Below are 18,015 nucleotides of genomic sequence, written 5' to 3' on the forward strand. Positions count from 1 at the left end.
GAAAGTCAGTCGATGCTACTCTGTTCTACGGCACGGCAAGGAAAATGTTTCAAGCTATGAATGCATACAAAAGGAACTTAAGAAACAATGAGGAGGAATCAGGATGAGTTACGGGATTTTTGGGGAATTTACGACGACGGCGGGACAGCAAGAAAAATTGGTGGAGCTGTTACTTGAAGCAGCAGCCTCGTTCGAAGACGAGCCGTCATGTCTCCATTATATCGTCAGCGTATCAGAAGAAGCGGACACGGTCATCGTCCACGAAATTTGGACGAATCAAGCGTCGCACAAGGCGTCACTCGAACTTCCGGCGACGCGGCGCCTGATTGAGCAGGCACGCCCGTTTATCACGGGAATGGAACGCTTGTTGACGTTCGACCCGCAAGGTGGAAAAGGGTTATAAAGGGTAATTTTTGATGTCCCAGCCGAAAGTTTGTAAAAAATTAGAACTTTTTTTGCCGATTGACGTAGAGTATACATAAGGTGAGTATGATGGAAAAACGACGAAGAATTCAACGTATCCGGGAAGAAAAGGAACGCATCGCGTTCGTTCGCATTATTTTTGCTGTAATGCTTGGTTTTAGTATCTTTGCACTTCTTCAATATGAGACAGCAATTTGGCCGAAAATCCTCGTCGGGGTGAGCTTCCTGGCACACGGTGTTTTGCACTGGATTGAAGCGAAACGAATCAGTGTATTTTCAGACAGCCGACCAGCACGCAACATCATCCGACTCCGTTACGCGGTTGATTTTGCTCTAATCGGACTGATTGCTTTTTTCTTCCCGCTATTAATCCGGTTCGAACTACCGCCTTTGCCAAGTTTTATCGGCTACTTTATCGGACTTGCAGCCTTCGTTATCGGTGACATCTATCTCGAGCGAACGCAGACGGTGCTTGACCCAGCCCATCCGACGAAAAAAGAATTACGAAGTAAAACACCTGTCCTGAAAGCCAGGTGACTTTGAGTAGGGGATGAACAAAATGGAAAAACAAACGAAAATTCTAATCATGCAGCAGGAAAGCAAGCAGAATCTTTTTAAACGATTGGCATTGGTAGGAGTCGTCGCGCTAAGTCTGTACGGCTTGGTTCAAACAGGTGCCGACGAATGGATTGTTCCACTGCTCGTCCTCCTCGTCCTCATCCATGGACTGTTACTGCTCGGCGAGGCAAGACGGATTAGTGCCCTATCAAGCATCAAAGCAGCACGGCGGCTGATTCGTTTCCGTTACGCGGTCGAGTTCGGTTTCGTTCCCGTTCCTTTATTGATTGCGCTTCAGGCATGGATCCCTGATTATTGGAGTATATCTGTTTTAATCGTTCTTCTGCTGGCTCTGCTGTTGATTGCCTTTTTGAAACAATATCTGGAATTGCGGATCATGCGGACGGATCCGAGTCACCCGACGAACGACGATCTACGAAAAAAAACACGGATGGCAAACTAAAACAGTACTTCTACTCGCGCATCAACCAACGGGTAGAAGTACTATTTTTTAGTTGAGTTCGATTTTGACGGTAGTCGGTTTTGCGAATGCATCACTTGACGCAAACATGACGAAGACATTTTCCGTTTCCGGTACTTCGTAGACGAGATCGACCCTTGATTGATAGGGAGCAAAGTACTGGTAACTGTTTTTCCAGGCCTTCTCATTACGGTTGACGTAATCGACCGTCTCGTAGACATGCCCATTCCCATCCTGAAGTGTGAACCGGTCCGGTTTATATTGACTGTAGGAGCCGAGTACATCTTCTGTAATATCCGGGTCATGCAAAAACAACGGGAGCGTGATGTAGCGTATACCGGCTTGCTGTGTCAGTTTGAGTTCAGCCGGCGGGCGGTCTAACAGTTTCCCGACACGGAAGGTGGCATCCTTTAATTTCGGGTCACCGGGATACGTTTTGAGCAGCCCCTGATTCATCAGCTTTTCGATTTTTGCCGTTTCCTGTTTCGACGGTTGTATGGCGGTCGATTTTTTGGCGGTCAAATCGGCGAGCTTCGTCCCTGTCGTCGTTTCAGTTGTTTGACTTGTTGGCTCGGCCGCCGGGTGCTCGACTTCACTCGTCGTCGCAAAGAAGAATAGTCCGACGACACCCACGACAAGCGCGGTCCCGACTGTTCCAAGCGCGACTTTGAAGCGGCGTTCCGTCGCCTTGGCATTGACGGCGACGCTCCCGATGGCTGCATTCGGTGTAATTTTAACCGCGCGGTAGGCGGGTAATAAAGCACCGATGATCCCGGTCGTAATCGGAATCAACAGCGTCAGGCTCAGGAATCCGAGCTCGGCCGTCGGGAATTGATTGTACATCTTGTAAATCAACCCGAGCGAGACGGCAAGACCGATCAATCCGGCAATCAGACCGGTCATGACCCCCTCAAGAAAGACGAGTTGACGGATCATCCCGTCGCGCCAGCCGGTCGCTTTCAGCACGGCGAGCTGTGATTTCCGTTCGTTGACGTTCTGCCACATGATTTCCGTCGTCGTCAAGATGGCGATCAGCAGGGCAACCCCCATCGCGACATAATGCATCATGCCGACTTCAAGGGCAACGAATTCGCCGAGCCAGGACGCATACAAGACCCCCTTGAGTCGGAACGTGACGAACAGGAAGAAAATGAACAAACTGGTCGGTAAGGCGATTGCGACAAGCGACAGTAATGTCCGTTGCCAGTACGTCACCAATTGATTGACGCTCATGCCGAGGACGGACTGCGAACGGACGAAACGACGTCCCCGCGAGACTTCTCCCGCCTGGATGCTTTCGTACGGTTGAATCTTCCGGATCAACAGCATCGGGACGAACGTGCCGCCCCAGTAAATCAACAGTCCGGCGAGACCGATCAGAACGATCTGGGCAAGGGCGATCGGATGGTCCGTCGTCAGCCAAAACGTCCCGAGAATCGTCCAGGCAATCAAGGCGACGAGTGAACCGAGTAACGTCGCTTCGAGGAACAGCATCTTCGACAGCTGGCGCGGGCGCCAGCCGAGGGCCAGTAAAATCGCAAATTCTTTTTTCCGGGCGTAAAGCAGGATGATATTTGAGCTGAAGACATAGACGAGCGCCACCAAAATGACGCTTGCAATGACCCCGCTCATCCCGACTTTCGCTTCCTGGAAAATCGCCATCGAGGAACCGAGTTTAATCCAGGGCTGCTGGACCCACCCGAGTGCTGACTGGTCTTTAAGTCCGGGCAGATACGTCAACGCCAGTTGCGGTGACGAACCGAGCGTCACATCCGTGATCAGTCCGGTCTTGTCCTCGATTTCCTGCGCGACGGCCTGTAATTTTTTCTCGCTTTGTTCATTCATCGTATCGATGCCTTTGACATTGACCCGGATGACGGAGATGGCTTTTTTGCCGCGAATCTTGAAAGCAGCGTCTAGCGTCGTCAACATCGAAGGCGGTTTCGTCATGAAGTCGTACGGGTCGTTTGTTGGTTTGACGTCACGCGGCGGGTTGACCGGTGTCTCATTTTTATCCATGACCCACTTTGCCTTCGCCGGGAAATAGGTTTCCATCGGCAGTTCCGTCAACGGATCTTTCGATAAATTCAATTTCTTCGGATCAAATACTCCGATGTAATAGGGGTTGATCCGCGGCCAGTCATCACTCGACGTCCCGAACTCGCGTGCTGCCCGGTACATGCTGCGTTTCGCAAGCAAAGAATCCGGGTTGATCAGCTTCGGTTCGACCTGATAGGTGAACGGCCAGCGTGACGGATAGGGACTCTCGACGGATTGATAGGTGATTGGTGAAGGCTTGAGAATCAGCCATTCCGAGTAGCCGCTGTATTTTTCAGGTAATGAATTATTCAAAATATCATGAATGAATTGTTTTTGGACTTGCGCCGTCGTGATTTTATACGTCTGTGGCTTTTCATCGACGGTAGGGAGCTTGTCTAAGTATGTTTTGCCGCCCTTTTTCGTGACTTCTTGAATCGTCGGTACCATCGAGTCATCAATCAGCGGTAAATCAAGTTTTTCATATTTATAGGTCCGGGACGCATCGATGTAATCCCGTTCGTTCATCAAAACCGGAATCATATCGACGTTCTCGAGCGCCGTCACGACGTCTTCATCCGTGAAATAACGGCTGTGGTCCGACTTTTTCGTCGCTTGATCAAGCCCGACGAGTTGTTCTTCCGCTTCCGGATCAATCCCGGCAATCATCGTATCACTGCCATACTCGTCGAGCGGTTGTTTTCCGAGACCGATCGGTGAGACGCCGGATTGTTTCGTATCGCCGCTCGCGTCCCAGCCGGCGGCTAAATAACGGACCGTCGTCGACTTGTCGACCTGCAGACCGGTATTTTGATAATCGGTGATCGTCAGCTTATAGACGCCGGGGTCATCAAACGTGTGCGTCCCGACGGATGAGCCTGTCGATTTATTTCCGATCATCGCGATCGGCGCTGCGACTTCGACGTCCGTGATGTCTTTGATTGTCTGATACTGTTTCATCGTGATGCCGCCGTCGAGACCGCTCATATAATTCGGCTCGAGTAAATGTAAGTCTTCCGTTACGCTCCGGCTTCCCGGCGGCCGGACGACGATATCATATGACGAGTTCCAGCGTTTTTGCAGTTCGTCAACGACGGTCCCATTGTTCGCTTGGGTCGTCCCGATTAAATAGCTCAGTCCTGTACTGACAATCAGGACACCGACGAGTAACAGGATGAACCGTTCTTTGTTTCGCCACCATGAGTTCCAAATGAAGGACATCATAGGCGTCCACCTCCTTTTACGTGTAGCGATATGAAAGACGGCCTATTCCGAATCGGAACCGGCCGTCGTTTTAACCGATCAGGGTAGAAAAGATCAGCATGTTAATCGATGCTGATTTTGACGGTATACGTCTTCGGGAAAGCATCGCTTGACGCAAACATAACGAACGTATTGGCATTTTTCGGGACGTGGTAGACGACATCCATCACGAGACGGTTCGGAGCGATGTATTGATGTTCGTACTTCCAGGCTTTCTTGTTATGACTGATGTAGTCGACCGGAGCATAGTCATGCCCGTGACCGTCGTTAATCGAGAAAGCATTCGGACGATAGACGCTATAGCCGTCTGACGTACCTTCTTTATTGTGTAAAATGAGCGGAACCGTAATGTAGCGGTACCCGTCTTTTTCTTTCAGCTTCAATTCTTTTGGGGCAGATAAAACGATCGGATCAACACGGAAAGAGTTTTTCTTTAGTGCAGGATCGCCCGGATACGTCTGGACCATCCCGGCACTCATTAATTTTTGGATTGACGGGGTACCCGATACTCGGGAAGTGCTGACTTTTGTGACGGTAGTGTCAGTCGTTGCAACATCGGATACCGTTTCGTCCTGCGTATTGAATCCATCTGTATTCGTAAAAGCAAAGACAGCTCCTCCGGTAAGGACGGTGATTGTAGCGAGTGAAAGCAAGCGTTTTTGAGTCGTCATCATAGAAACACTCCTTCTCCTGTTTAATTTGGAAATAATTATCAGAATACTCAGTCTAAATATACTGTTTATTATTTCCAAACGCAAACGGATTTTTTATAGATGGGAAATGAGAAATAAGAAAACAAGAAATTAGAAAAGTACAAATTATGATTCACGTTTTTATTCATGAAAGGTAAAAAAATTAAAAAATAATTAATCTAGAGGTTCACTTGAATGTGTATTTCCTATTTTTTTATTGCTTAACAATAAAAAAAACAAAACAGCGTTCTATTTACATAAAACATACAGAAGCCCCCGTTCATTTTAGTTTGAATTAGCAAGCATTGTAAAAAATAGTTTTATGTACTCAAGAGTTATATGATCACTTCCAACCGGATTTTTACTTACATCGAAATAGTTCTACTATTAACAGCAAGCAAATATGCTTGTTTAAAAAAGTAACGATTAAGTAAAACAATCTCCTACCGACCAATCATCCGTTAAAAAAGATTTGCTGTTTTTTTGCATTCAAGAGAGGTTTGATGAGGACGTAGCTCACCTTTTAAAACCTATATATGGATAATTAATTACGTATTAGTGAAAAAATACACAAGTTACATTCATAATTTTGACAATATTAATTCGCTAGCTTTTTTTAAAACAGCATTATATAATCATTATGTAGAACGTCGTTTCACAATACGGAACAAAAACTATTTTTTTAATCTTTTTTGTAAACGCCTTCATTTTAAATTAGATTTGTCTTTTCGCGTTTAAAATTCAGAAACTAAAGGAGATGTATTTTTTTATGGAAACAAGATATTCGACTCATCCAAACCAAGTTAAAGATTTTAGTACAGCGGAGTTACGGGAAAATTATTTGATCGAGGAGTTATTTGTATCAAATGAAACTAAACTAGTTTATTCAATGGATGATCGTATAATCATTGGAGGCATTACACCGAAGGATGCTCAGATTTTATTAGAAGGTACGGATCAGATGCAATCAGAATATTTTTTAGATCGGAGAGAAGTCGGAATATTTAATGTTGGGGGCAAAGGAAAGATTGTCGTCGATGGTAAAACTTTCGATATGGAAAACAAGGACTGCCTTTATGTAGGGTTAGGAAAAAAAGAACTAGTATTTTCAAGCGAATCTTCTGGACACGCAGCAAAGTATTACATTTTTTCAGCACCGGCGCATAAAGAATACCCCGTTCAACATGTATCTTTTCGTTCAATTGAGGGAGATCGGTTGGGCACTGTAAATAATGCCAATCAACGTGTGATTCGTCGCTTTATTCACGAGGAAGGCATTCAAAGTTGCCAGATTGTCATGGGCATGACTCAACTCGATAAAGGAAGTGTATGGAATTCCGTTCCTACACACACACATGATCGGAGAACTGAGGTGTATCTGTATATTGATTTGGACGAGGATGCACGGTTATTTCATTTCATGGGGGAATCGCGTAATACAAAACATGTCATTCTGAAAAATGAGCAAGCAGTGATTTCACCTCCATGGTCAATTCATTGCGGTACGGCAACTAGTAATTATGCATTTGTTTGGGGGATGGCAGGCGACAATAAAACAATCAGTGACGCGATTCCAGTAAAATTAGAGGAAATGCGATGAGTGTCTGAACGCTAAAGGTTCATGTGAGACGATGCTAACTTGATTACTGGAAATTAACAAACTTAAAAGTACGGATATTCTAGAAGAGGAATTAAAAACAGTCTTAGCCGATTTAGAAATAACAGGTTTTTCTCCGTATTCAGTTGGTCGTTATGATGAAGAAGATACGCTTTTCTATTTAAATAAATCTGAATTGATGAATGTAGAAGAATTTTTGGAAGCAGATCAAAAATACCTAGGTAGTTATTTCGTTCTTAAAGTTAAAAACGTTGTTGTAGAGAAGGAGTCACATACACCGGATAGATCATGGGTGGTCACTCGCGGCTGAAATTTTAAAAAACATATTTTTGAAAGCGTTATCAATATTGGCGGTAATCTGCATTGTAGTAACCAAATAATCTTTTCAATGAAATTTAGCATTTAAATCAATTATGAAAGGTGTGTAAAAAATGAAAATTATGAAGACACTTAATAAAATTCCCGGTGGTTTAATGTTAGTTCCGTTGTTCCTCGGAGCACTTATTCACACGTTTGCCCCGGGATCCGGTGAATATTTTGGTTCTTTTACGAACGGCTTAATGACGGGGACCGTTCCAATCTTAGCGGTTTGGTTCTTCTGTATGGGAACAGGAATAAATATTAAAGCGACCGGTACAGTATTAAGAAAATCTGGAACTCTTGTACTAACTAAAATTGCCGTAGCGTGGGTAGTTGCTGTTATTGCATCGTCCTTTATTCCGGTTGATGGTATCCAAACAGGCATTTTTGCAGGTTTTTCGGTTTTAGCTTTAATTGCGGCGATGGATATGACAAACGGAGGACTGTACGCATCAATCATGCAACAATACGGTTCTAAAGAAGAAGCCGGTGCATTTGTTTTAATGTCAATCGAGTCGGGTCCATTAGTGACCATGCTAATTTTAGGATCTACAGGAGTAGCTGCTTTTGAACCGCATGTTTTTGTAGGCGCAGTATTGCCTTTCCTGGTTGGTTTTATACTGGGGAATCTGGATAGTGATGTGCGAGACTTCTTCAGTAGAGCATCACACGTAATGATTCCTTTCTTTGGATTCGCATTAGGTAATGCAATCGATTTAAAAGTAATTCTGCAGACAGGACTGGGTGGAGTGATATTAGGGGTTTTAGTCATCATTGTGACTGGTATTCCATTGATGCTGGCAGACAAATTCATTGGGGGAGGTAACGGTACTGCAGGATTGGCAGCTTCTAGTACGGCGGGAGCTGCAGTTGCAAACCCGATGATTATCGCGACGATGAAGCCGGAGTTCCTTCCTATTGCACAATCTGCTACAGCATTAGTTGCAGCTTCAGTTATCGTAACTTCGATTTTAGTACCGATTTTAACTGCCTATTGGGCCAAGTATATGAAAAATAAAAACAAAAATCAGGATCACCAAGACCCTCAAAATCATCCGGAAGAGATGAAAGAAGTCTTACAATCGTAAAATTCAGAGAAAAACCTTTTAAATAATAAGGAGAGATTATGATGAGTAGAATTGTAACTATTGGAGAACCTATGGCATTGTTTGTTGCCGAACAAGAAGGTCCACTTGAAAATGTTGAAAACTTTAGCCGCTTTGTGGCTGGGGCGGAAGTTAACTTTTCAATCGGGATGTCTCGTCTTGAACATGAGATGACATACGTCACGAAACTAGGTCAAGACCCGTTCGGAAGAACGATTGAGAATTTTTTACTCGAGAATGGAATTGATACGAGTCATATAACGTATGACGAAACCTATAAAACAGGAATGCAGTGGAAACAAAAGGTAAGCAAATTTGATCCAGAAGTGTTCTCAGCGAGAAAAAACTCTGCAGCATCACATATGAATGCGGAAACCATCCGACACTTGGATTTGGAAGCAATTGATCACGTTCATGTGACAGGGATTTTACCTGCGTTATCTAAAGACTGCAGAGAAATGGTCTACACCTTGATGCAAAAAGCACGAATGAAAGGTATTCAAGTTTCTTATGATCCAAACTTACGGCCCGGTCTTTGGTCCAGTAAAGAAGAGATGGTTGAAGTCGTCAATGAGTTAGCTTCTTTGGCGGATATCGTACTACCCGGTGTTGGCGAAGGGGAAATATTGACAGGACAAAAGTCAATTGAAGCCATTGCAAGATTTTATCATAATCTCGGGGTTAAAACAGTCGTGATGAAGCTTGGAGCTGATGGAGCCTACACTAGCTCGGAAGGAAATCAATTTTATACAGATGGCTATCCGGTTGATCGAGTGGTGGACACTGTCGGTGCCGGGGATGGTTTTGCAGTAGGTGTGATAAGCGGTATCTTGGAAGGATTATCACTGGAAGAGTCAGTAAGACGGGGAACTGCTATCGGTGCGTTGGCGGTAATGTCACCTGGGGACAATGACGGATTGCCTGATCGTAGACGTTTAGGAGAATTTATGGCAGGCAATGCAATTGATTTGACAATGTAGAAAAAAAGTAAAGATGACCGTGTTCAACGGTTTTCTTTACTTTTATCGTATGAATTATTGAAAACTAGTTAACATCCGTAAAACCAAGTGTTTGCGAAATGTTTAAACTCGTATCTTTCATTTTATCAATCAAAGTATCTTCGATCATATCCATCGTTACCCGGTTACTAGGACCAGATACGCTAAAGCTAGCAATGATCTCACCTTTATGGTTGTAGATCGGGGCAGCGATGCAACGAATACCTTCTTCGTTTTCAATATTATCCAGTGCATATTGCTGCTGTTTTACTTTTTCGATTTCTAGCCGGAATTCTCCTTGTGATGTAATCGTGTTTGGAGTTCGTGGAGCAAAATCAATTTTTTCAACAACTTCCTCAAAATAACTTGGAGTTACTCCGGAAAGCAGGATTTTACCTACGGCTGTACAGTACATTTGGCCACGTGTACCAATCCGTGAAAACATTCGGACTGTGTGGTTACTTTCGATTTTATCAATATAAACAATTTCACCACGATCTTCTATGCATAAATGAACCGTTTCATTTATGTCTTTGGACAGTTTTTCGATGAAAGGTTTTGCAGCACGTATTATTTCGTTGCTGTCCGAAATATTTCTAGAGAGGAAAAGAATTTGTAACCCCAGTTTGTATTTGTTTGTTTCGGCATCCTTAGCGATATAATTCATGCTTCCCAGCGTAGTTAACAACCGGTGAATAGTACTTTTGGATAAGTCCAGTTGTTCAGTTAATTGGGAAATTTTAAGGCCATCAGGATATTCTGACAGTTTGTTTAAAATAGTAAGTGCTCTTTCTAATGATTGAACGTTAGACAAAATCTTCAACCTCTTTATTTTAGTATTTTTGTTTTAGGGACTGTTTAAAATCAGTCTCTTCAAGACTTGTTTAGTTTCTCAAGTATACCAAAGATTGATGAAAATTTGGCTTACTAAATAACAGGAAATGAAACTAAATTTGAAAATTCTTAAGTGGTATGAAAAATTATTGAAAAGTGAGGGAACTTAATGAATAAACTAAAGATTTTAAACAGCATTACGAACTGTGGTGTAGTAGCGGTAATAAGAGCAGACAGTGAAGAAGAAGCTATTAAAATTTCAGAAGCCTGCGTGGAGGGAGGGATTAAAGGCATTGAGATAACATTTACAGTTGATGGAGCAGATAGTGTCATTTCAAAATTAAGATCACTCTTTACTGGCGATGATTCGGTGGTGATTGGAGCAGGGACTGTTCTGGATTCTACTACGGCAAGGATTGCTATTTTAGCAGGTGCACAGTTCGTCGTAAGTCCTTGTTTTGACGAAGCTACAGCAAAGTTGTGCAATCTGTATCAGGTACCGTATATGCCAGGTTGCATGACAATTACAGAGATGAAACAGGCCCTAGAGGCAGGAGTCGATATTGTAAAGCTGTTTCCAGGGAACAATTTTGGACCGGAATTCATTAAAGGGGTCCATGCACCACTGCCCCAAGTAAATATAATGCCGACCGGCGGTGTTAGTTTAGACAATGTAGATCAATGGATAAAAAACGGATGTGTAGCCGTAGGGGTGGGGGGGAATCTTATAACCCCGGCGAAGAGCGGGGATTATAACCTGATTAGTGAATACGCCGCACAATATGTAGAAAAAGTCAGAAGTGTGCGACGGGATGGCGAAGAAGTTGAAAAGGTAAGAGTGTAAAGGGAAGCCGGTCAAATAGTAGAGGACAGTTTATAAGAAAAAGATGCGGTTTTTAAACTGAATATCGTAATAAAGCTTTTGAAATTCCGCGAAATACAAGGGATTTATGTAGATTTTTATTTTAAGAAACGTTATAATTATTTTATGGAACGCCGTTCCGTATTGTGAGACAAAAAGAAGTTGTTACGTTAAAAATCTTTTAAATAAAGGAGATTGAAAATGGATAATTTTAATTGGAATTTCCCTACAGAAATCGTTTATGGTGAAGGTAGAGTCAATGAAATCGGTAAAATCGCTAAGTCGTACGGAAAAAAGGCAATGATTGCGACGTATAAAAGAGGTGGATTTTTAGACCCGATCATTGATAACGTGGAATCCCTGTTAAGAGAAGCGGGAATTGAATTTGTGACGTTTACTGGAATCGAACCAAATCCACGAGCGCAGACAATCGATAAAGCGATTGAGATATTTAAGTCGGAGCAGTGTGACTTCGTCATTGCACTAGGCGGTGGAAGTGTAATCGATGGTTCAAAATATATCGCTGCTACAGGTTTTTCTGGCGGTAAGTCATGGGACTATGTTGTCTTAGGGGACAGAGTTCCGCGTGAGTACACAGGCGCTTATCCAATCATTGCGATTCCGACGATGTCGGCATCGGGTTCAGAGTGTAATGCTGGTGGTGTTTTAACAAATGCTGAAACGAATGAGAAAAGCTTTTCTAGATCAGCATATCGTTACCCGAAAGTTGCCATCGTAGATCCAGGGTTATTGACGTCTGTACCACTTTCGATCACTAAAGACAGCTGTGTCGACATTTTCTCTCATCTGATCGAACATTATTTATCAAGCCAGGCAGAATCGGAATTTGCAGATCGGGCAACAGAAGGAATGATTTTAACACTAAAAGAAAATTTTGATAAAATCATTAAAGATCCGACCGATATCGCTGTCAGAGGGCAAATCGCGTTATGTTCAATCTTTGGATGGTCTGGTTTCCAGGCGCTAGGGAGAATGGGATCAATTCCGATGCACTCAATTGAAATGCCTTTAAGTGCTGTTTATGATTTACCGCATGCAAGAGGGATGACAATCATTATTCCACCATATCTTAAAGTGATGGCAGAAGCGATGCCTGCTAGATGGGCAAAATTAGCTAGAAGATGTTTCGGTGTAACGGAAGAAGATGATTTGAAAGCAGCTAAGTTACTTTCAGTTAAAGTCGTGGAATGGTTGAAAGATACAGAATCTTATCTGACGCTTGAAGATGTTGACATCCCGTCTGACCAATTCGAAAGAATGGCCGAAGATGTAGTACGAATGTTCCCGGGAAGTGAACCGAGTACGACAACTGGACCACGACCGATTACGAAAGAGGAAATCATCAAAATTTACGAGATGTCTCAAAATAGTCATTTGACATATAGTTGAATAATGTACGGAACCCCCGAATGACGGACACTTGATACAAGTTCCGATTCGGGGGGTTTTTGAATGTCTTCATTATACGCTACGGCGATCAAGCGAGTAGAAGTACACATACAGTGCAAGGATTAAACGGTTTTTATCCAATAATTGTACTGTCTCGTTTTTTTGTATATAATGTAAAAAAAGAAACGGAGAATCCTGGATGACTACTGAACAATTTTACAAGACGTTACCAACACTTGAGACGGACCGCTTGCTCTTGCGGCCGATGCGCCAAGAGGACGTAGACGATTTGTTCGCCTATACCCAGGACGAGGAGACGGCGCGTTACGTGACGTGGAATGCAAATCAGACGATTGGTCAGGCGCAGCAGTTCCTGACGCACGTCCTGTCGAACTACGAACAGGGAAAACAGGCACCGTGGGCAATTGAATGGAAGGCGACGGGACAGATGATCGGCACGATTGATTTCATTCATCTGTTGCTTGATGAAAACAAACAGGCCGAGCTCGGGTACGCGTTATCGCGGCAATTCTGGGGCGAAGGCATCGTCACAGAAGCCGTGGAACGGGTGCTGGACTTCGGTTTTAAGGCGTTACAGCTGGAGCGGATTCAGGCGCGGTGCATGGAACCGAACGTCGGTTCAGCACGGGTGATGGAAAAGGTCGGGATGACGTACGAAGGCACGTTACGCCGCTTGATTTTCATCAAAGGGACGTTTCACGATGTCAAGATGTACTCCATTTTACGGGAGGAGTACGTGACGCAACGTCAGGCAGCGGAACAGAACGAAAAACAACATCAATGAACGAATGAAGCCCCCGACCACTTTGAGCGGTCGAGGGCTTTTTGATTATGTTCTGTTCTCAATCAACGAATCGATGACGGTAACCGTGTTCGTGACCGTATCGAGAATCCGTGTCTGTCGATCGTCTTTTGACAGGAAAATCGCTTCGCCGGTCGCGTCATACGCAAACGCCGTCGGAATCGAAAAGCCGCAGTTGCGGTAAGAACCGTCAGCATGACTCGTCCCGATGACGATGGCGGATTGCTGGCGGCTGATGCGTGCTGCTTCGCCGGACCACTCGGCATATTGTTCCGGACTGAACATCCCGACGCCAATTGGATTGAAAATTAACTCAACGGTATCGTTTTTCAGCCCGTCCAGTCCTAAGAAGATTTCGCGACAGAGCAGATACCCGTACCGTTGTCCATCATCGTCGACGGTCGACGGTTGATAGAGCGGACCGGCTTCCGGCGTTTTTGCCCGGTCGAGGATGACTTCCCCGTGTTCGTTAATGATCAAGGCCCGATCTAACCGGTCGGCGTCCCGGTACCCGGTGACGATCATCGTCGTGTACTGTTTTGCTAGTTGACAGAGCGTCGCGAGATCGGTCTGCCGGCAGTAGCCTTCCGGATACAACACGATGTCGATGTCAGGATAGGCGGCAATCTCTCGTCGTAACTGTTGTAAGTCTGTTTCTTGTTTCGGTTGTCCAATCAAAATGTGCATGTGGCATTCACTCCGTTCGTATTATGTCATTGATTATGTAGATGGGTTTAAGTTTAGCATAATTTGTCAATTTCAAAAGGAGAACGTCACGCCGTCTGATTTAGGAAATGTGTTTCGCCGGCAAATCTTCTTTAAAATATAGTTGTTTACCCGGCAGGAGGACAGCGATGCTTTGAAGCAGACTCAGTCCGACCAACAGACAGGCAGCCGTCAACACGGTGAAGCGGAGCGGGAACAGGTCACCCGTAAAACCGACGAATAAAATCAACACGATGTGGAGCATGCTTTGCCCAAGTCCATAAAGGCTCGTTACACGACCCATCAATTCATCGGGCACATTGTTTTGATAAAACGTCATAAAGCCGGTCCCGGAAAAGGCATTAAAAAAGCCGAGCAAGATGAAACCGGTCGCGACGAGTAAAAAAGAGGTGGCCGTCGCATAGATCAAGTAACCGATTGCGACGAACAGATAACCGCTGACGAGCAACGTTTTGAGCGGCAGGCGACGCGAGAAACGGGCAACGGTCAGTCCGCCGAGCACGGAACCGATGCCCGTCAAGCTGATCAACAGTCCATAATCGGTTACCGATAGTCCGACGACAGTCTGCAGAAAAACGACTTCCTGGGCGTCCATCGCCAGCGCAAGGCTCATCGTCAACAATCCGATGACGTAAATCACGATGATAAACCGGTTCGACCGACTGAATCGGGCGACGGTGCGCCAGTCCGCTGCGACGTCGGTGAATCGTAATTTCTCGACATCAGGGGGACGGGGAACGGAGGGCAGGAAAGCTAGTAGAACCCCGGAAACGACAAACGAGCCGGCATTGATCCAAATCGCGACATCGGTGGTCGCGACGAGTAACAGCAGGCCGGCTAACGCCGGACCAATCAAAAAAGCACTCGACGTGATCAGACCACGGTAGGCATTAAACGTTTTCCGACCGGTGTCCGGCACGAGTTGTGTCAGGTAGGTCGTCGCAGCAGGCTCAAAAAACGCTTTGACAAGGGCGAGCGCAAACAGCGTCAGATAAATCAACGGCAGTGTCGACAGGAACGGAATCAGCGCGACGAGCAACGCCCGGATGAAGTCCGTCCCGATCAACCACCTGCGTACATCGACCCGGTCAATCAGACTGCCGGCCCAAAATTTCGTGAACAGGGCGGCAAACGGACCGATGATCCAGAGTCCGGCGACAGCGGTGGCAGAGCCGGTCAATTGATAGAGGTAGACATTGATTGCGACAAGGTAAATAAAGTCACCGAATTGCGAAATGCCGAATGAAGCTAGGAGCGTCGTAGCACGAGACAAGGGGAATCCACCCGCTTTTTGTATACATATATTACCAATAGTATATCGGATGATTCCAGGGTTCACAATGCCTGAACCGTGCAGGTTGTTTGTACCGATCTGTCGTATTACTTAAGTAACAAATAAGCTTGAGGAGGGGTACGATGAGAGCCGTCATTTGTACTGCATATGGTCCGCCGGATGTACTTAAGCTGCGAGAAGTGAAACAGCCTGTCCCGAAAGCATCTGAGTTACTGATAAAAGTCCATGCCTCCGCCGTGCATTCAGGTGATCGTCGTCTGCGGGCACTCGATGTACCGGCAGCAGGGAAACTTCCGATGCGTGTCGTCATCGGGTTTAAAGCACCGAGACAGCCAATTTTAGGGGTTGTCTTAGCCGGTGAAGTCGTCGCGACAGGCAATCGCGTCCAGGATTTTAAAGTCGGCGACCGTGTCTATGCCCTGACCGGGATGCGCTTTAGTGGTTACGCTGAATATGCCTGTATCAAGGAAACGAGCTGTGTCGGGCAGATGCCGCGCAATGCAAGCTTCGCGGAAGCAGCCAGTCTTCCGTTTGGCGGAACGACCGTCCTCCATTTTTTCCGGAAGCTGAACCTTAAGCAGGCGAAAACGATCTTGATTTACGGAGCCTCGGGCGCCGTCGGTTCGCTTGCCGTCCAAATCGCCAAACAATACGGACTTCATGTGACGGCGGTCTGCAGCGGACGGCACGTTGAGTTGGTGGAAGGTCTTGGCGCGGATGGTGTCGTCGACTATACAGCAGAAGGATATGATGCGCACCTGACGACGTATGACGCAGTATTTGACGCGTCCGGAAAGGTGGAGAAACGAACGGCACGTAAGCACGTCGGAGCGAAAGGGGCGTTTCGTTCAGTCGCCGGACACGGCGTGGCGCGGGCGCTGAAAAAAGATTTGATACTACTGAATGAGTGGTTTGAAACTGGGAAGATCAAAGCGGTCATCGATACGGTATATTCGCTCGAAGAGATCGTCGCTGCCCACCGTTACGTCGATTCCGGGCGGAAATACGGCAATGTCATCGTGTCGGTCGTGGAGGATTCCGGTAAAACGGATTAGATGCCACTTCGTCAGGACGGACACCGTCAGACTGACGCAAAAAACACCTTTGCCTGCAGTAATCTGTACCCTATGTAAAGGACATTTGAAAAAAACTTATGCTGCTTCAAGTAGATGATTCCTGTATTGTACGGGAGTCATCTTTTTCATGTTCCATTGGTAACGATGATGATTGTAGTAGTTGATGGTCCTACGGACCTCACTACACAAAGATTCGAACGTTGTGCATTGATCTAACTCAATAATGTCCTTGAAATGTCCGAAAAAAGACTCCTGAACGGCATTGTCCCAACAGTTGCCCCTACGAGACATGGACTGAACTAACTTCATACGTTTTACTTGTTTCTGGTAAGTAGGACTCGTGTAGTGCCCACCTTGGTCTGAGTGGATGAAGGCATCCTTCGCCAAACGAACCCGACGGTTCTTCCGTAACTTCTTCAGTGTATCCAATACGATATCGAGTTTAATGTTTTCAGAAAGTTGGTGCGCTAGTACTTCGTTGGTTGAGCCGTCTATGATGGTTGAAAGATAAGCTCGCTTGCCGTTTCCATAAAATATATAAGTGATATCAGTGAGGAGGACTTTATAGGGCGTCTCCTGCTTGAATTCGCGCCGGAGATGATTCGGCACCACCCGGTGCTCGGATGTCGCCTTGATGAGCCGTTTATATGGTTTCGCCTTACGGATCGGACACACGATGTTGTATTTCCGCATGATACGCCGGATACATTTTAGATTCATGGATACACCAAAGTGACCAGACAGAACCATCTTAATCTGCCTAGCTCCTTTTTTACGTTTTTTGAAGTGGAATGCCTTCAAGACAAGGTCACGGCGAACGATGTCCTTCGTTTCACGCTCCTGTCTCATCTGTATTCTCCGTTTTGAAAAATAGGCGTGGTATCCTTGACGTGATACTCTGACTACTTGACAGAGGTGGCTAACCATCCCTTTCATTTCGTGCTTGATGACGATTCTTTGAATCAGCTCATACTTTTGCGATGCGCTTAAGCCTGCTTTTCTCTCCCTTCTGCCAAACGGATTTCCTTTAATAGTTCGACCTCCGCCTTCAACAGTTTGTTTTCTGCCTCGAGCTTCGCAAAACGTTCTTCCGCAGAGAGTGTTCCATCTTTCTTGTGACCTGAATTGCCTTTACGAGTATCACGTAAGCCCATTACCCCATCCCGTTTATAGGACGCTAACCATCGTTTTTTACAGGATTTTATACGATGTGTCCCTAACGCTTCGATATTAAAACCACAGTCTTGAAAAATTTCCACAGGAAATCTTCCATCAAAAGTCTGTGCTATAAAAAGTTCTTTGAATTCATCGGTATACGTGACCCCTTTCGGGCTTACGGACTTCACATATGGATTGATACGTAAAGCATTTATCTCTTTAGACGTAAATAACTTTGTCGACATCTCGATTCACTCCCGATCTGATTTAATCCAGTGTACACAAAAACCCTGAGC

At 45.4% G+C, this 18,015-nt stretch carries 15 protein-coding genes and 1 pseudogene; 10 read left to right on the forward strand and 6 right to left on the reverse strand.

Going from position 1 to position 18,015, the window contains the following annotated elements; translation table 11 throughout:
• The first annotated feature begins 103 nt into the window (after positions 1–103).
• The 3 genes from A0126_RS17330 (at position 104) to A0126_RS17340 (ending at position 1,444) form a co-directional block, all read left to right on the forward strand.
• Positions 104–403 (forward strand): putative quinol monooxygenase, encoded by a 300-nt coding sequence (locus A0126_RS17330; protein ID WP_088837023.1) that lies wholly within the window; start codon positions 104–106, stop codon positions 401–403.
• 89 nt (positions 404–492) lie between these two features.
• Positions 493–960, forward strand: coding sequence for a hypothetical protein (locus A0126_RS17335; protein WP_088837024.1), 468 nt, complete (start codon positions 493–495; stop codon positions 958–960).
• A gap of 22 nt (positions 961–982) precedes the next feature.
• Positions 983–1,444 (forward strand): hypothetical protein, encoded by a 462-nt coding sequence (locus A0126_RS17340; protein ID WP_088837025.1) that lies wholly within the window; start codon positions 983–985, stop codon positions 1,442–1,444.
• A gap of 48 nt (positions 1,445–1,492) precedes the next feature.
• On the opposite strand, the gene A0126_RS17345 is transcribed toward A0126_RS17340, so the two are convergent.
• Positions 1,493–4,723 (reverse strand): ABC transporter permease, encoded by a 3,231-nt coding sequence (locus tag A0126_RS17345; protein ID WP_088837026.1) that lies wholly within the window; start codon positions 4,721–4,723, stop codon positions 1,493–1,495.
• A gap of 101 nt (positions 4,724–4,824) precedes the next feature.
• The gene (locus A0126_RS17350; protein ID WP_088837027.1) at positions 4,825–5,436 is read right to left on the reverse strand and encodes a hypothetical protein; all 612 of its coding nucleotides are present in this window, start codon (positions 5,434–5,436) and stop codon (positions 4,825–4,827) included.
• 787 nt (positions 5,437–6,223) lie between these two features.
• Between A0126_RS17350 and kduI the strand changes: the two genes are divergently transcribed.
• The 3 genes from kduI to A0126_RS17365 all read left to right on the forward strand — a co-directional run bounded on the left by kduI (position 6,224) and on the right by A0126_RS17365 (position 9,518).
• On the forward strand, positions 6,224–7,054 hold the full coding sequence (gene kduI, locus A0126_RS17355; RefSeq protein WP_088837028.1) for a 5-dehydro-4-deoxy-D-glucuronate isomerase: 831 nt from the start codon (positions 6,224–6,226) through the stop codon (positions 7,052–7,054).
• A gap of 449 nt (positions 7,055–7,503) precedes the next feature.
• The gene (kdgT, locus tag A0126_RS17360; protein WP_088837029.1) at positions 7,504–8,520 is read left to right on the forward strand and encodes a 2-keto-3-deoxygluconate transporter; all 1,017 of its coding nucleotides are present in this window, start codon (positions 7,504–7,506) and stop codon (positions 8,518–8,520) included.
• A gap of 41 nt (positions 8,521–8,561) precedes the next feature.
• On the forward strand, positions 8,562–9,518 hold the full coding sequence (locus A0126_RS17365) for a sugar kinase (RefSeq protein ID WP_088837030.1): 957 nt from the start codon (positions 8,562–8,564) through the stop codon (positions 9,516–9,518).
• A 64-nt stretch (positions 9,519–9,582) separates the two neighbouring features.
• Here the strand turns inward: A0126_RS17365 and A0126_RS17370 are convergent, their stop codons facing one another.
• Complete coding sequence (locus A0126_RS17370) at positions 9,583–10,350, reverse strand: IclR family transcriptional regulator (RefSeq protein ID WP_088837031.1); 768 nt, start codon at positions 10,348–10,350, stop codon at positions 9,583–9,585.
• A gap of 189 nt (positions 10,351–10,539) precedes the next feature.
• Between A0126_RS17370 and A0126_RS17375 the strand changes: the two genes are divergently transcribed.
• From A0126_RS17375 to A0126_RS17385, 3 genes are all read left to right on the forward strand, one after another.
• Positions 10,540–11,214: a bifunctional 4-hydroxy-2-oxoglutarate aldolase/2-dehydro-3-deoxy-phosphogluconate aldolase gene (locus A0126_RS17375; RefSeq protein ID WP_088837032.1), complete on the forward strand. Its 675-nt coding sequence runs from the start codon at positions 10,540–10,542 to the stop codon at positions 11,212–11,214.
• 219 nt (positions 11,215–11,433) lie between these two features.
• Positions 11,434–12,642, forward strand: coding sequence for an iron-containing alcohol dehydrogenase (locus A0126_RS17380; protein ID WP_088837033.1), 1,209 nt, complete (start codon positions 11,434–11,436; stop codon positions 12,640–12,642).
• 199 nt (positions 12,643–12,841) lie between these two features.
• The gene (locus tag A0126_RS17385) at positions 12,842–13,447 is read left to right on the forward strand and encodes a GNAT family N-acetyltransferase (protein WP_088837034.1); all 606 of its coding nucleotides are present in this window, start codon (positions 12,842–12,844) and stop codon (positions 13,445–13,447) included.
• 45 nt (positions 13,448–13,492) lie between these two features.
• Here the strand turns inward: A0126_RS17385 and A0126_RS17390 are convergent, their stop codons facing one another.
• Both A0126_RS17390 and A0126_RS17395 read right to left on the reverse strand, forming a co-directional pair.
• Positions 13,493–14,152 (reverse strand): hypothetical protein, encoded by a 660-nt coding sequence (locus A0126_RS17390; protein ID WP_088837035.1) that lies wholly within the window; start codon positions 14,150–14,152, stop codon positions 13,493–13,495.
• A gap of 100 nt (positions 14,153–14,252) precedes the next feature.
• Positions 14,253–15,464, reverse strand: coding sequence for an MFS transporter (locus tag A0126_RS17395; RefSeq protein WP_088837036.1), 1,212 nt, complete (start codon positions 15,462–15,464; stop codon positions 14,253–14,255).
• Between the two features lie 143 nt (positions 15,465–15,607).
• Here A0126_RS17395 and A0126_RS17400 point away from each other — a divergent pair, with 143 nt between their 5' ends.
• Positions 15,608–16,540, forward strand: a complete 933-nt coding sequence (locus A0126_RS17400; RefSeq protein ID WP_088837037.1) for an NAD(P)-dependent alcohol dehydrogenase — start codon at positions 15,608–15,610, stop codon at positions 16,538–16,540.
• 96 nt (positions 16,541–16,636) lie between these two features.
• Here A0126_RS17400 and A0126_RS17405 read toward each other — a convergent pair.
• A pseudogene (locus A0126_RS17405) lies at positions 16,637–17,964 on the reverse strand (IS3 family transposase).
• Positions 17,965–18,015 lie beyond the last annotated feature (51 nt).

The sequence above is a fragment of the Exiguobacterium sp. N4-1P genome (assembly GCF_002214325.1).